The sequence below is a fragment of the Vibrio hyugaensis genome, assembly GCF_002906655.1.
GTDB classification, from domain to species: domain Bacteria; phylum Pseudomonadota; class Gammaproteobacteria; order Enterobacterales; family Vibrionaceae; genus Vibrio; species Vibrio hyugaensis.
Window position 1 is genome coordinate 2,593,761 of sequence record NZ_CP025794.1, and the last position, 16,554, is coordinate 2,610,314.

The 16,554-nt window shown below is 45.2% G+C and carries 9 protein-coding genes and 1 riboswitch; of the genes, 4 read left to right on the forward strand and 5 right to left on the reverse strand.

The window, feature by feature from the left end:
• Positions 1-167 precede the first annotated feature (167 nt).
• The gene (gene metH / locus C1S74_RS12830) at positions 168-3,848 is read left to right on the forward strand and encodes a methionine synthase (RefSeq protein ID WP_045400475.1); all 3,681 of its coding nucleotides are present in this window, start codon (positions 168-170) and stop codon (positions 3,846-3,848) included.
• 75 nt (positions 3,849-3,923) lie between these two features.
• Here metH and lysC read toward each other — a convergent pair whose 3' ends face one another.
• A complete protein-coding gene (lysC, locus tag C1S74_RS12835) occupies positions 3,924-5,276 on the reverse strand; it encodes a lysine-sensitive aspartokinase 3 (RefSeq protein WP_045400477.1) in 1,353 nt (450 codons plus the stop codon).
• A 121-nt stretch (positions 5,277-5,397) separates the two neighbouring features.
• A riboswitch (Lysine riboswitch) is annotated at positions 5,398-5,576 on the reverse strand.
• A gap of 224 nt (positions 5,577-5,800) precedes the next feature.
• Here lysC and C1S74_RS12845 point away from each other — a divergent pair.
• Positions 5,801-6,922, forward strand: a complete 1,122-nt coding sequence (locus C1S74_RS12845; protein WP_045400479.1) for a pyridoxal-phosphate-dependent aminotransferase family protein — start codon at positions 5,801-5,803, stop codon at positions 6,920-6,922.
• Positions 6,923-6,978: 56 nt separating this feature from the next.
• Here C1S74_RS12845 and C1S74_RS12850 read toward each other — a convergent pair whose 3' ends face one another.
• The 4 genes from C1S74_RS12850 to C1S74_RS12865 form a co-directional block, all read right to left on the reverse strand.
• Positions 6,979-8,763: a PglL family O-oligosaccharyltransferase gene (locus C1S74_RS12850; RefSeq protein ID WP_045400480.1), complete on the reverse strand. Its 1,785-nt coding sequence runs from the start codon at positions 8,761-8,763 to the stop codon at positions 6,979-6,981.
• A gap of 67 nt (positions 8,764-8,830) precedes the next feature.
• Complete coding sequence (gene uvrA, locus C1S74_RS12855) at positions 8,831-11,653, reverse strand: excinuclease ABC subunit UvrA (protein WP_045400481.1); 2,823 nt, start codon at positions 11,651-11,653, stop codon at positions 8,831-8,833.
• A gap of 137 nt (positions 11,654-11,790) precedes the next feature.
• Complete coding sequence (gene galU, locus C1S74_RS12860; protein WP_045400482.1) at positions 11,791-12,663, reverse strand: UTP--glucose-1-phosphate uridylyltransferase GalU; 873 nt, start codon at positions 12,661-12,663, stop codon at positions 11,791-11,793.
• Between the two features lie 162 nt (positions 12,664-12,825).
• Complete coding sequence (locus C1S74_RS12865; RefSeq protein ID WP_045400483.1) at positions 12,826-13,470, reverse strand: LuxR C-terminal-related transcriptional regulator; 645 nt, start codon at positions 13,468-13,470, stop codon at positions 12,826-12,828.
• A gap of 280 nt (positions 13,471-13,750) precedes the next feature.
• Between C1S74_RS12865 and C1S74_RS12870 the strand changes: the two genes are divergently transcribed.
• Together C1S74_RS12870 and csrD are read left to right on the forward strand one after the other, a co-directional pair.
• Positions 13,751-14,293, forward strand: coding sequence for a single-stranded DNA-binding protein (locus tag C1S74_RS12870; RefSeq protein ID WP_038864580.1), 543 nt, complete (start codon positions 13,751-13,753; stop codon positions 14,291-14,293).
• Between the two features lie 250 nt (positions 14,294-14,543).
• Complete coding sequence (gene csrD / locus C1S74_RS12875; protein ID WP_045400486.1) at positions 14,544-16,553, forward strand: RNase E specificity factor CsrD; 2,010 nt, start codon at positions 14,544-14,546, stop codon at positions 16,551-16,553.
• Position 16,554: the final 1 nt, after the last annotated feature.

The window sequence follows — 16,554 nt, forward strand, 5'->3', positions numbered from 1 at the left end:
TTATGAATGGAATTCTCGGCCGATGTTGTCTAAATAGCAAACATTTTTTCGTGATTATTTTGTAACTCGAGACAATACAAAATAATTACAATTCCTATTTTAGACGTCTAGACTCCTGTTGCTTGTGTGATAGGATGGAGAAATAACAAAAGGAATGAGGCTGTACTGTGGGAAGTAATGTAAGACAACAGATTGAAGCTCAGTTAAAGCAACGTATTCTTCTGATCGATGGTGGTATGGGCACCATGATTCAGGGCTACAAACTGGAAGAGCAAGATTATCGAGGAGAACGCTTTGCCGATTGGCATTGCGATCTAAAAGGCAACAACGATTTGTTGGTGCTTAGTCAGCCTCAATTGATAAAAGAGATACACACTGCTTATTTAGAAGCAGGTGCTGATATTTTAGAGACCAATACCTTCAACGCCACGACCATCGCGATGGCGGATTATGATATGGAAGGTCTCAGTGAAGAGATTAACTTCGCGGCTGCTAAGCTTGCCCGTGAAGCCGCTGATGAATGGACGGCAAAGACTCCTGACCGTCCGCGTTATGTTGCCGGTGTACTTGGCCCAACCAACCGTACTTGTTCTATCTCTCCTGACGTAAATGACCCGGGTTATCGTAATGTTTCGTTTGATGAACTAGTTGAAGCTTATTCCGAGTCAACTCACGCCTTAATTAAAGGTGGTTCTGACCTTATTCTGATCGAGACGATCTTTGATACGTTGAATGCCAAAGCTTGTGCCTTTGCAGTTGATTCCGTCTTTGAAGAGCTGGGATTTAAACTTCCAGTTATGATTTCAGGCACGATTACGGACGCGTCTGGACGAACACTATCTGGGCAAACAACCGAAGCTTTCTATAATTCGTTACGCCATGTTAACCCTATTTCGTTTGGTTTGAACTGTGCACTTGGGCCCGACGAATTGCGCCCGTATGTAGAAGAATTATCGCGTATATCTGAATCCTTTCTCTCTACTCATCCAAATGCGGGTTTGCCGAACGCATTTGGTGAATATGACCTTTCACCTGAAGATATGGCTGAACATGTTAAAGAGTGGGCAGAGAGTGGTTTCTTAAATTTAATTGGTGGTTGTTGTGGTACGACACCAGAACACATCCGTCACATGGCAATGGCAGTTGAGGGTGTGAAGCCTCGAGAGTTGCCTGATCTTACGGTTGCTTGCCGCTTGTCAGGTCTTGAGCCACTAACGATCGAAAAAGAAACCTTGTTTATCAACGTGGGTGAGCGCACGAACGTAACTGGCTCTGCTCGTTTTAAACGCTTGATTAAAGAAGAGCTCTACGATGAGGCTCTTGAGGTAGCTCGTCAACAAGTAGAGAACGGCGCTCAGATCATCGATATCAACATGGATGAAGGTATGTTGGATGCTGAAGCCTGTATGGTTCGCTTCCTTAATCTATGTGCATCTGAGCCAGATATATCAAAAGTACCAATCATGGTTGACTCGTCTAAATGGGAGGTTATCGAAGCTGGCTTGAAGTGTATTCAAGGCAAAGGCATTGTTAACTCTATCTCTTTGAAAGAAGGGAAGGAGAAGTTTGTTGAACAAGCGAAGTTGATCCGTCGTTATGGTGCTGCCGTTATTGTGATGGCATTTGATGAACTTGGTCAGGCGGAAACACGAGAGCGTAAACTTGAAATTTGTACCAATGCGTATCGAATCCTTGTTGATGAAGTTGGCTTCCCGCCAGAAGACATTATCTTTGATCCAAACATTTTTGCTGTCGCGACAGGTATTGAAGAACACAACAATTACGCTGTGGATTTCATCGAAGCGGTGGCTGATATCAAACGCGACTTACCTCATGCGATGATCTCTGGTGGTGTCTCTAACGTTTCCTTCTCATTCCGCGGTAATAACTACGTTCGTGAAGCGATTCATGCGGTATTCCTGTACCACTGTTTTAAAAATGGCATGGACATGGGCATCGTTAACGCGGGTCAGCTAGAAATCTACGATAACGTTCCTGACAAGTTGCGTGAAGCGGTAGAAGATGTGGTTCTCAACCGTCGTGATGATTCAACTGAGCGACTACTTGATATCGCCGCCGAATACGCAGGAAAGGGTGTTGGCAAAGAAGAAGATGCTTCTGCTCTAGAGTGGCGTACTTGGCCAGTAGAAAAACGTTTAGAGCATGCGCTGGTAAAGGGCATCACTGAGTTTATTGTCGAAGATACAGAAGAGGCCCGTTTAAATGCCTCCAAGCCATTAGAAGTGATTGAAGGCCCTCTCATGGATGGCATGAACGTGGTTGGTGACTTGTTTGGGGAAGGTAAGATGTTCCTTCCGCAGGTGGTTAAGTCTGCTCGTGTAATGAAACAAGCGGTTGCCCACCTTGAGCCTTTCATTAACAAAGAAAAGCAAGCGGGCTCATCGAATGGCAAAATCTTGCTCGCGACGGTGAAAGGTGACGTTCACGATATCGGTAAGAATATCGTTGGTGTAGTTTTGCAGTGTAACAACTACGAAATCATTGACCTTGGTGTCATGGTGCCGTGCGAAAAGATCCTCAAAGTCGCGAAAGAAGAGAATGTCGATATTATTGGTTTATCAGGCCTTATCACCCCTTCTCTTGATGAAATGGTTCACGTAGCAAAAGAGATGGAGCGTCTTGATTTTGATTTGCCACTCTTGATTGGCGGTGCAACGACGTCAAAAGCGCATACTGCGGTTAAGATTGAACAAAACTACAAGAACCCAGTGGTGTATGTGAATAATGCTTCGCGAGCGGTTGGAGTATGTACATCATTGTTGTCTGATGAACTTCGTCCTGCGTTTGTGGAGAAGCTAGATGAGGATTACGTTCGTGTCCGTGATCAACACAACCGTAAAAAGCCAAGAACCAAGCCTGTCACTCTAGAAGAAGCTCGTGCCAATAAGGTTGCTATTGATTGGGACGTTTACACACCGCCAGCACCCGTTAAGCCAGGCATCCATGTTTTTGACGATTTCGATATTGCGACACTGCGTCAGTACATCGATTGGACGCCTTTCTTTATGACATGGTCTCTCGTTGGCAAGTACCCGACCATTTTTAAACACTCAGAGGTTGGCGAAGAGGCGAAGCGTTTGTTCAAAGATGCAAATGATTTGCTGGATCGCGTTGAGCGTGAAGGATTGCTTAAGGCTCGTGGTATGTGTGGTTTGTTCCCCGCGGCGAGTGTTGGCGATGATATCGAAGTCTACACAGATGAATCACGCACCGAAGTAGCGAAAGTTTTGCTCAATTTACGTCAGCAGACCGAGAAACCAAAAGGTTTCAACTACTGCCTTTCTGATTATGTTGCTCCGAAAGAGTCGGGTAAAAAAGATTGGATTGGCGCGTTTGCAGTGACTGGTGGAATCGGTGAGCGTGAACTCGCAGATGAATACAAAGCACAAGGTGATGATTACAACGCTATTATGATTCAAGCGGTTGCGGATCGTCTGGCAGAAGCATTTGCTGAGTGTCTGCATGAACGAGTACGTAAAGAAATTTGGGGCTATGCGGCAGAAGAAGCTCTCTCTAATGAAGATCTGATTCGTGAAAAGTACCAAGGTATTCGACCTGCTCCGGGTTATCCAGCATGCCCTGAACATACCGAGAAAGGACCTCTTTGGGAATTGATGAATGTTGAAGAGAATATTGGTATGTCTTTGACCTCGAGCTATGCGATGTATCCAGGTGCCTCTGTTTCTGGCTGGTACTTCTCCCACCCAGACTCACGTTATTTTGCGATCGCTCAGATCCAAGAGGATCAGATGCTAAGTTACGCTGATCGCAAGGGCTGGGATAGGATCGAGGCTGAAAAGTGGCTCGGTCCAAACATTAACGGTTAAATCGATCCACACACAAAGGAAAAGGGCTGCTACGTGCAGCCCTTTGCTTTATTCGTCCAGAGTATTTAGTCGCGATTATTGCTCGAATAACTCTGTATGCAGTTTCTGAATAGCTTGTCGTGATACAGACTCATGAACAAGAAAACATAAGTTATGTGGGCTTGCACCGTAACAAATCATACGTAAGTTGAAGTCCTCTAGTGTTCCGAAGACTTGCTTAGCGTAGCCTTTGCTCTCGCTCATGTTGTTACCAATCAGAGCGACTAAACACAGGTCGTGCTCAACTTCTACTGTACACAATTCTTCGAGCTCTTCGCGTACTGCCTGTGGTAGCTGTGGTGTACCGCCTGATGTGTCTGTTTGATCGAGAGTGAGTGACACACTGATTTCAGATGTGGTGATCAAGTCCACTGAGATTTTGTGTTTAGCTAGGATCTCGAATACTTTCGCTAAGAATCCGTAAGCATGGAACATGTTCACGCTGCGCAGAGTGACCATAGTTTGATTGCAACGAAGAGCAAGTGCTCGGAATAGCGGTGAGCTCTCTACTTGGTGTCGAATCCACGTACCACCTTTTTCTGGCTCTTTAGAAGAGCCAACGAAGACCGGAATATCGTGACGGAGTGCTGGTACCAGAGTGGAAGGGTGAAGGATCTTCGCGCCGAAGTTTGCCATCTCTGATGCTTCGCTAAAGCTGATCTCAGGAATTGGTGACGCTTTGGGTGCAATACGTGGGTCGGTAGTGTAAATGCCCGGAACGTCAGTCCAGATCTCTAGGCCTGCCGCTTTAACACCTTCAGCAATCAAAGCTGCGCTGTAGTCACTACCACCGCGACCTAATGTCGTGGTGTTGCCTTCTTCATCTGAGCCAATAAAGCCCTGTGTAATGACGACATGTTTTTGGCAAAGAGGAACCAGCTGTTCTTGCGCTAGCATTGAAATACTTTCTAGTTGTGGTTCTGCGCGGCCAAAGTTGCCATCTGTTTTTAAAATATCTCGAATATCAAAACGAGCGGCGTTGATACCTCTTTCACGCATTAACTGAGCAAGAATATGAGTCGACATCAGTTCGCCACATGCCACTAAATGATCTGTCAGTTTAGTACTTGCTTGAATAGAGGCTGCTTCCGCAAGGCTGGTAACAGTATCAAGAATTTCGTAAACCTCAGCCGCCGCTTTAGTCGCATCTTCTAACTGAGATAAGATAGATTCATGAATATCGGCTAATTTTTGTAGCACTTCTGCGCGTTGCTCTTGGTCCTGAACACCGTTTGCCAATTCGACCAAAATGTTGGTAACACCAGAACAAGCACTGCTCACGACAAGACGGGTATTTGGATTGTTTTCTATAATGGTGGCACAACGACTCATTGCCTCAAAGTTGGCAACACTGGTTCCACCGAATTTCGCTACGTTAAATGCGCTCACTGCGTTCTCCCACGACTTCCTAAAAAATTACAACGTAAATTGGTTGCCAATACATCCAATGTTTTGGTGAGGAAAGGAACAGAGCAAATAGAGAGGTATTTAGAATGTAATTTGAAAATTTACCCTCAGAAGCCCTTCATCAGACTGCGCTGATGACAGTTGATGGGACTCAACCCAAGTCAACCGATAAGCCAAATCCTGCAACTTTGACTTACCTCGGCACTACTCCCCCTGAGTGATTGGTATTGGAATTGCGGCTCCACAAATCACCTGCCTGGGCAGTGCTCCTCTTCTGCATAAAGCTCAAACATTGAACGGTTTTGTTGTCACAATGTCAACCAATATCTCCAACCAGAATGAAAGTTTTTATTAACGAATTTGTGACAGTGGTTTGACCTCTATACTTAGGGCTAATTGCCGATAGAGAAAAAATCTATTAGGGTGAAAAGTTCGATACCTGAGACAACCTTTTAAATAGAATTTTTACAACGCTCAGGATGAATGACTGCAATCAAGGAGCTGACATGCCGATCCAAAGCTTTATTCCCCCACATCGTATTTTGATGGGACCTGGCCCATCTGATATTTCACCTCAGGTTTTACAGGCGCTCAGCCGTCCAACGGTTGGCCATCTAGATCCACTTTTTATCGCGATGATGGATGAGCTAAAACAACTACTCAAATACGCCTTCCAAACTGAGAACGAATTCACTATCGCTGTTTCTGCGCCAGGCAGTGCGGGGATGGAAACGTGCTTCGTTAATCTGATTGAAAAGGGTGACAAAGTTATCGTCTGTCGCAATGGTGTTTTCGGTGAGCGCATGCGTGAAAATGTGGTTCGTGCTGGTGGTGAGGCGATTGTCGTCGATGATGAATGGGGTACACCTGTATCGATAGATAAAGTTGAAGAGGTGTTGAAAGATCATCCTGACGCCAAGATTCTTGCCTTCGTACATGCGGAAACATCGACGGGTGCGGTAAGTGATGCTCAAACGTTAGGTCAGCTAGCCAAACAATTCGGTTTGTTGTCGATTGTAGATGCGGTGACATCACTCGGTGGCGTGCCGCTTAAGGTTGATGAGTGGCAGTTGGATGCTGTTTACTCAGGAAGTCAGAAATGCTTGTCGTGTGTACCGGGGTTATCACCTGTGACGCTTTCTCCTGCTGCCATAGAGAAGATTCATGCCAGAACGACACCGGTTCAAAGCTGGTTCTTGGATCAAAGTTTAGTATTAGGTTACTGGAGTGGAGAGGGCAAACGCAGCTATCACCACACAGCACCAGTGAACAGTTTATATGCATTTCATGAGGCACTACTTATCCTGAAGAACGAAGGCTTAGAAAATGCGTGGGCACGCCATCAATTGATGCATGAGAAGCTAAAAGCAGGATTACAGAAGTTGGGTTTTGAATTTGTGGTAGAAGAAGAGTACCGCTTACCGCAACTTAACGCGATTTACGTTCCAGAGGGCGTTGATGAAGCTAAAGTGCGTCATCATCTGCTTGAAACCTACAACCTTGAGATTGGTGCGGGCTTGGGAGCGCTTGCCGGTAAAGCATGGCGAATTGGTTTGATGGGCTATGGTGCTCGACCTGAAAATGTTGCTTTGTGTTTGCGTGCTTTAGAAGAATCGCTGACTGAGTAAAATGATTCGACAACGAGATAAAGAAAAGCGAAGGTCATCCCTTCGCTTTTTTATGTTTATTGATCAGCACCAGAAGTTGGCGTTGGTGAAGCTGATACGGCTTGAGAAGGAGGTTGATAATTGACGCCACTGAAATCAACCTTAGGAAACAAGAATTGTGCCTCTGCACGGATTTGTTCTGCCTTGCTCGTATCATCCAGTCCTTGATATGCAAGGATTAGGTTGTTGTAGAACGCTGGACGAGGCTTATCTTTAATGATCTCTAACGACCAATCAATGTATGGCTGAATTAACGTTGGATCTTGTTTGTATAATCCAATGTTCAAGAAGGTGCTGTAGACATCCCAGTCAAAACGATCTTTCCAAACCACAGGGTTCGTCACCTGATTCAAGATATCTGGGTTGGTTGGACGCGTGGTCTCAAACTTGGTTAACACGTAGTTGGTATGCAAAGCACTCATCATATAAAAGCTGAATACGACTGGAATCACTAAGCTGCAAACGCGCAGTAAGCTTTTAGTTACTCGGCTAAAAGGTGCTTGGCGGTAACGGGAGACTCGTTGGTCAACCCAGTACAGCAGGATTATGAAGATTATCCAATGCACCAGTGAGTGGTAAAACGGATACTCTAGCTGTGAATGGAGAATGATAGGGATGAACAGAGCGAGCAAGGCTAGGCGAGTGCCTCGTTTTGCCTGATAGATTCTATGCAGCACTAACGCCATCGCGAGGAAGATCCCCAAGATTGGTAATAACCCGCCTTCTACTGACCAATACAAGAGTTCGTTATGTGGGTGGTCCATCGACGGTAAACCCGCAGGGTAATTCTCATTTAGAGCATGTTGGCGAGCCGTGTATAGCATGTATTCTGATTCAAACTTACCGTAACCATAACCAGTAAATGGCTTTTCAATCACCATATCGAGCGTTTGCGGGAAGGTATAAGCTCGGGGTGATTCCATGTTCACTTTTTCGCTGGCTAATCCGCTACCATCAGGAAAAGCGATCTGCATGATCACAATAGATAAGACTAAGCCAGTTGCCATTGCGACTGCCCAACGTACGAACCTTGCTTTGGTTGCGAAGCGATACATGTACGGAATGACTAATAGGATCGCGATGATTGAAGCAAGCCACCCCGTTCGAGATGCCAATGCAACAATAAGTGGTAGAGTTAGTACTGGCACGGCATAGAGCAGATAAATATCACTGAGTTTACGCGAGTATTTATAAGGCTGACGAACAAGCAGATAACTTGCGATCACTAAGCCTGTCGCGAGAAAACTCGCCATGACATTGGGTTGTTGGAAAATACCATATGGGCGGTTGGCTACCGTGTCATATCCAAATACGTTTCCCGGCTTAAGGTAAAGGTATTGGGTTAAGCCGAAAATCGCCTCTATAACAACCGCAAGCACAATAAGCCACAACAAACGTTGGCGGTGCTTGTTGCTAAAATGGAACTGCTGCAGTACCACAAAGAAAAACATGCCGCACCAAAGGCCAATCAGTTTATTGGCTGCAAGCGTACTATCTGCGTTGGGGTAGAAGATTGGCAATGTCATGATGATACAGCTAATCAACAGGCCAATCGTTAATTTGGAATAGCGTAATACACGGTTGGTCGCAAGTTGGTAGCAGCCGATCCCGAGTGCAAAGCTGAACGCCATCCAAGTGGTTGCGTTGAAAGACAATGCGAGTCCAGAGCCGCCTGGATTTGGCATAAAGAAGTGCATCGCCAGCAGAAAAAGTGCCGCTAGCGCGATGAGAAACTTGCGATTAAGAGGAACTTGAATTTTCCCTGGAGAAAGCTTAGTTCCACTGACGTGTATAGTAGCCATAGTTATTGTGTTGTTCTGAATGAAAAAAGACCAGCAGTGGCTGGTCTTTGTACTTTACCTGTTTTTTCTACTTCAACATAGGCTTAAGGAAGCGAGCTGTGTGCGAACCTTCGATCTGAGACACATCTTCCGGTGTTCCTTGCGCGATGATCTCACCGCCACCTTGGCCGCCTTCTGGTCCTAAGTCGATAATCCAGTCCGCTGTCTTGATTACGTCTAGGTTATGTTCAATCACCACTACTGTGTTTCCGTGATCGCGTAGACGATGCAGAACGGTCAGTAACTGTTGAATATCATGAAAGTGAAGGCCCGTTGTTGGCTCATCAAGAATGTACAAGGTTTTACCTGTATCACGCTTAGAGAGTTCACGTGCTAGTTTCACACGTTGTGCTTCACCACCTGATAATGTGGTTGCTGCTTGGCCTAGGCGAATGTACGACAAACCCACATCCATCAGCGTTTGCAGTTTACGAGCAATGGCAGGCACTGGATCAAAGAAGGTTCGAGCATCTTCTACTGTCATTTCCAATACTTCATCAATGGTCTTGCCTTTGTAACGCACTTCAAGTGTTTCACGGTTGTAGCGCTTACCTTTACATACATCACAAGGAACATATACGTCAGGTAGGAAATGCATTTCTACTTTGATTACGCCATCACCCTGACACGCTTCACAACGACCTCCGCGCACGTTAAAGCTAAAGCGTCCCGGCTTGTAGCCACGAGAACGCGACTCTTGTGTACCTGCAAACAGCTCACGAATCGGAGTAAAGATACCCGTATAAGTCGCAGGGTTTGAACGTGGTGTTCGACCGATTGGGCTCTGGTCGATATCGATAACTTTATCGAAGTGCTCCAGACCTTTGACCGATTTGTAGGGTGAAGGGTGCGCCGTTGTTGCACCGTTCAATTGAGTATGAGCAATCTTAAAGAAGGTATCGTTGATCAGAGTTGATTTACCTGAGCCTGATACGCCCGTAATACAACTAAACAAACCAACAGGAATCGAAAGGTCGACATTCTTAAGGTTATTACCTGTAGCGCCCTGCAACTCAACCGTTTTCTTTGGATCTCGCGGAGTACGTTCTTTTGGTATCGCAATCTCTTTTGCGCCACTTAAGTACTGACCTGTCAGAGAGTTCGGGTTAGCGATGATATCTTCCATCGTACCTTCTGCGACCACGTTACCGCCGTGCACTCCAGCGCCGGGACCAATATCAATCACGTGGTCTGCACAACGAATGGCATCTTCATCGTGTTCAACGACTAATACCGTATTGCCTAAATCTCGTAGATGGGTCAAGGTCTTCAATAGGCGTTCATTATCGCGCTGGTGGAGGCCTATTGATGGCTCATCCAGAACGTACATTACCCCCACTAAACCAGCACCAATTTGGCTCGCTAGACGAATACGTTGCGCCTCACCGCCTGAGAGGGTTTCTGCACTGCGTGACAAGTTTAGATAGTTCAAACCAACGTTAACCAAGAACTGTAGACGGTCATTGATTTCTTTCATCACTTTTTCAGCGATTTGAGCACGTTGACCTTGTAGCTTCAGTGTGTGGAAGAAATCCAACGCATCCGCAATGCTGAGTTCAACGATCTCTGGCAATGTTGTATCGGCAATAAAAACATTGCGCGCTTCAAGGCGTAAACGAGTGCCGCCACAGCTTGAGCAAGATTTGGTTGAGATGTATTTTGCGAGCTCTTCGCGTACTGAGTTTGATTCGGTATCGCGGTAACGACGCTCAAGGGTGTTTAGGATCCCTTCGAATGGATGGCGTTTAACGCGAATATCACCACGATCGTTAATGTATTTGAACTCAACTTCGGTACGCCCAGAACCTTTAAGAATGATGTCTTGGGTCTTCTTCGGTAAGGAGTTAAACGGAACGTGAAGATCAAAGCCGTAATGATCCGCCAAGGCTGTTAGCATTTGGAAGTAGTAGTAATTTTTCTGATCCCAACCTCGAATTGCCCCTTGCGCTAAGCTGAGTGAGTCATCTTGAATCACTCGACTAGGATCGAAATATTGCTGCACACCTAAACCATCACAAGTGCCACAAGCCCCCGCTGGGTTGTTGAACGAGAACAAACGAGGCTCAAGCTCTTGCATGCTGTAACCACAAAGTGGGCAGGCAAAGTTTGCTGAGAAAATTACTTCCTCACCGTCGCCATCCATTGGCGCAACAACCGCGATACCACCAGAAAGCTCTAATGTGGTTTCGAATGATTCTGCCAAACGTTGCTGCAAATCTGGACGCACTTTAAAGCGATCCACAACCACTTCAATCGTGTGTTTTTTATGTAGCTCTAGTGTCGGTGGATCGGAAAGATCACAGGTTTCACCGTCGATGCGTGCACGAATAAAACCTTGTGCTGCGAGGTTCTCTAACGTTTTAACGTGCTCACCTTTTCGCTCTTTTACGATCGGAGCAAGGAGCATCATTTTACTGCCTTCTGGTAACTCTAAAACCTTGTCGACCATTTGGCTGACGGTTTGAGCGGCAAGCGGCGTATGATGAGTCGGACAGCGAGGTTCACCAACACGAGCGTAAAGCAGGCGCAGATAGTCGTAGACTTCCGTGATGGTACCGACAGTTGAACGAGGGTTATGTGACGTCGATTTTTGCTCGATTGAGATTGCTGGAGACAAGCCTTCGATATGATCGACATCTGGCTTTTCCATAAGAGATAAAAACTGACGAGCGTAAGCGGATAATGACTCAACGTAACGTCTCTGGCCTTCCGCATACAATGTATCGAAAGCGAGAGAAGATTTACCAGAACCACTTAAACCAGTGATAACAGTCAGTTTATCGCGGGGGATCGTAAGGCTGATGTCTTTGAGGTTATGGGTGCGGGCACCGCGAACTTCTATTTTATCCATCGTTTTTGCTCTATGTATAACCAAGTGACGCAAGTATTACATAGTGTGAGAAATGTGCAAAGAGAATACTGGACAAAAAAACAGTAAGAAAAAGCCCGACATCTAGCCGAGCTTTCTAATCAATAAGTTGGGTTTGATTACGCTTCTTTCTTAGTCGCGTGTTTACCTAGCTCTGATTTTTTCTCATCTTTTAGGTAAAGGTTCTCAAAGCAGTAGTTAGTGGCTTCGATGTAGCCTTCTACGCTACCACAGTCAAAACGTTGGCCTTTGAATTTGTATGCCAGTACACAGCCCGCTTTTGCTTGTTTAAGCAGTGCGTCGGTAATTTGGATTTCACCGCCTTTACCTGGCTCTGTGTTTTCGATTAATTCGAAAATGTCTGGCGTCAGGATGTAACGACCAATGATAGCTAGGTTGCTTGGCGCAGTACCTTGTTCTGGTTTCTCAACCATGTCATCAACGCGGTAGATATCGTCTTTGATCATCTCACCAGAGATAACGCCGTATTTGTGCGTCTCTTCTGCTGGAACTTCTTGAACCGCAACAATTGAACAACGGAATTGTTTGAACAGCGCTACCATTTGAGCTAGTACGCCTTCGTCTTCGTTAACACAAAGGTCATCCGCAAGTACAACGGCAAACGGTTCATCACCAATAAGTTCACGACCAGTTAGGATAGCGTGACCAAGGCCTTTCATTTCACGTTGGCGGATGTAAGTGAAGTTAGCAGAGTCAATGATTTCACGAATGTCGACTAACAGTTCTTCTTTGTTAGTGCCGCTGATTTGGTGCTCAAGCTCATAGTTTTTATCGAAGTGATCCATGATCGAGTGTTTGCCACGACCTGTAACGATACACATGCCGTTCATACCTGCTTGAATTGCTTCTTCAACGCCATACTCAATGAGCGGCTTGTTCACTACTGGCATCATTTCTTTTGGCATGGACTTTGTTGCTGGAAGGAAGCGCGTACCATAGCCCGCTGCAGGGAACAGACATTTTTTAATCATTGGGGGAATATCCTTTCTCAATTTTTTTAATAAAGAATCTGAGCGACACTTTAACACGAGAGGTGCATATGAATCATGAATTAAGTAGGAAAAAATGTGAGACAGGAAGAGCAAAGAAGCATGAGCAACACAACAATTATTATTTATGTGTTGCTCTAATGGTTAAGACATCAGGTTTTGATCAGCCCAAGCGATGGCTTGTACGCGATTTTTAACCGACAGCTTTTTGAATATCTGATACAAGTGTGACTTGATGGTGAACTCACTGACAAACAGCTCTTCCGCCATTTGATTATTAGATGCGCCAGCTTGGAGGCAGCGTAATACTTGTAGTTCACGAATGGTCAAATCGACAGTGGCAGGCGCAGTATGTGTGTTAATGACGTTGCGATAGTAATGCAATAATTGGCTTGTTACGTTCCTTGGCAACCAATTTTGTCCGTTTACAATACCTTTTAAGCCTTCTCCAATTTGTTCAAGCGAACTGTCTTGATAGAACACTCCTTTCAACTGGCCAAATGCTAGCAATTCATCAGTCGTTAAACGCTTGGGGACATTAAACACCACGGTCTCAAAATTTTTCCATATCAGCGGGAGGTTTTTGATCGATTGAACCAGCGATTTATGTTCACTGAAATCGATCATTAAGATCTTATTGCGATGTTTGGGGTTGGCTTCCATGAGCGCGTCGGTAGAGATCACTGGAATGTCGATATCGGTGTAGTTGACCAAGTCTTCAACTTTTTTCTCCGCATGGTCTTCCATACTGATCAGAAACAGTTTTCTCGCATAAGCCGATTTTTTCACGCGCTCTTTTCTCCTTGAATTCATAACGCTGAATACGTTGGCATCAAACATAAATCAGAGCTATAGGGTTCAATAAGAAATGCGTTGAGATTCAAAGGTTCACGAAACGATGTCTGCAAAACGAATCAAAAATGCTACGCCTTGGAGTTGAAGTGAGATTTCGATTCCACAACTTTCAATGACAACCCACAATGGGATTGGGCTTTAATCAAAACATCAAAGCGTGTATTCTTATGCGCTAAAATTTTACATATATATCCAGAGTGAAACGGAGCACATCATGGCCAGCCGTGGAATTAACAAAGTTATTTTGGTGGGGAATCTAGGTAACGACCCTGAAATTCGTTACATGCCTAATGGCGGTGCAGTTGCAAACATTACGATTGCGACTTCTGAGTCATGGCGTGATAAAGCGACTGGCGAACAGCGCGAAAAAACAGAGTGGCACCGTGTTGCACTATTCGGCAAGCTGGCTGAAGTAGCAGGTGAGTACCTACGTAAAGGTTCTCAAGTTTACGTTGAAGGCCAACTTCAAACTCGTAAATGGCAAGATCAAAGTGGTCAAGACCGTTACACAACTGAAGTGGTTGTTCAGGGCTTCAACGGTGTAATGCAAATGCTAGGCGGTCGTGCTCAAGGTGGCGCTCCTATGGGTGGTCAACAGCAGCAACAGCAAGGCGGTTGGGGTCAGCCTCAACAACCAGCTCAGCAGCAGTACAACGCTCCACAGCAACAGCAGCAACCTCAACAACAGGCTCCGCAGCAACCACAGCAGCAATACAACGAGCCACCAATGGACTTCGACGACGACATTCCGTTTTGAGTAGAGTCTTCAAGATTGCATTTAAAAGGCCGCGAATTTCGCGGCTTTTTTATTTTCATTGTTTGTCTGAAGGGGCTGTAATCATTTCGAATTGTAATTCGAAGACCTTCACTCTCAAATATCGAATGATGGTTTGTTTCTTTCCGCCTCAGTCTCTCACATTCACACGAATACGATTGTTTACTGAACGCTTATCAAGTATAAATATTTCAATAAGGTATATGATGAATAGAAAAGGAATTTGGTATTCATGAGGTATACCCCAACTCTTAAGCTAAGCACGCGGCTGGTGGCTTTTGTCACTATGATCGTTATATGCGCAATGTTTATCTTGTTTGTCGGCGGCACCCTCTCTTTTAAACGACTAGGGCAAGAGTATCTCACCCATTATTTGGAAGGGATCGTTGAGGTTGTTGATAAAGAGATGGAAGATCCTGATGCCGCTTACTCGATGCAGCGCTGGATGCCGAAAATGCTTCAAGCCAGCAACATTGTCGAGATGACCCTCTCGGCGAATGATGCCGTGGTTTACCGCTTCAAAGACACCACCCATAAGATAGACAGCTCAGTGTTGTTTGAGCAAGAGTACCCACTAACTCACAACCAAGATTATGTTATCTACTTTAAAGTTATTCCTCCCTATCTAGGTTACAGCTACTCAATGCAAGCGCTTTGGTCTATCACGCTTGCTGTGATTCTGATCATCTTCTGTTTAATGCGTGGTGTTGCTTGGCTAAAAGAACAACTTGCGGGCTCTGAAATGCTTGAAGAGCGTGGTCGAATGATTTTGGCTGGTCGAGTTGAGCAATATGCGAAAGGGGATGAGCGAGAATGGCCTTACACCGCGAGTGAAGCACTCGATGTGTTGATTGAAGAGTTGCAAGATGCGCGTCAAGAGCGTAGTCGATTTGATACCTTTATTCGTACTCAGACTTTCCTCGATAAACTCACCGGAACGGCCAACCGAGTGCTGTTTGACAGTAAGTTGGAGTCAGCTTTGCTAGAAAGTGGTGCACGTGGTGCTGTGCTGCTTATTCGAATCCAAGATTGGAAACTTGTCGAAGAGGAGCAGGACAAGCAAACCTGTGATGAGTTTATTGTTGAAGTGGGGAGCTTACTTTCTAATCTAGTTCAGCGTTATCCGGACGTCGTGTTTTCACGTTACTACAATGCCGATTTTGCTCTTTTCTTACCCCATCAATCCGCAAAAGATGTGGCTAACTTAGCTTCTCAATGCATCCGCCAATTGGAAAAGCTTCATCCTCCATATCCATTAGAATTGGATAACTGGTGCCACATCGGTATTACGACTTATAAAGAAGGTGAACGTCACAGCCAAATCATTGATGAAGCGGAGACCGCTTTGCGTAGTGCCCAGTTACAGAACAATAACAACTGGAGCCGTTTCAAGAAATGGAATCATGATGAAGATGCTCGAGGAAGTGTGAGGTGGCGTACGTTATTTGATTCAGCCCTCACATCTGAAAATGTGATACTCTACGCACAATCTGCCTATCTAATAAGTGATGTGGCGCATAAAAAACCTTTGCACGACGAGTTAACATGTCGGATTCGCGATCCAGAAAACGGAATTGTGAAAGCATCTCGTTTTATTTCAGCGGTGCGACAGGTTGGTTATGAAGCACAAATGGATCGCGCAGTTGTTAATAAATTCTTAAAAGACTTTAAACACAACTTCGATAGTACTCAGTGTTATGTTCTCAACCTTAATGTGATTCCTTTCGGACATCGAGAATATTTCAAATGGTTCCGTGATGAGCTCTTACAGTTGTCACGAGAGCAAAGAAAGTGTCTCATTTTTGAGTTTGTGGAAGCACAATTTGTAAGACACTTAGACTTTATGCGACCAGTCGCTAAAATGCTGGCCGGTTTAGAATGTCACCTTATGATTGGGCAAGCAGGGCGTACTATCGTCAGCACGCATTACTTAAAAGAAGTGGACATTCGTTATCTCAAGCTACATCGCAGCTTGGTAACTAAAATCGACCAGAGACATGAGAACCAGTTGTTTGTTCGCAGTATGTTGGGTGCGGCCGCAAACAGTAAAACAAAAATAATAGCAGTGGGAATTGAGAATAAGCACGAGCTGAACACCTTAATTGAATTAGGGGTTCACGGTGGGCAAGGACGTTATTTCTCTCCAGAAGAGCAATATCTTCCTCGCTCTGAATCAATGCAACTTTCTCAATCTGAATCTCAAGTTAAGTTGGGACGACGGAATCGCTGGCGAAAAAAATAAA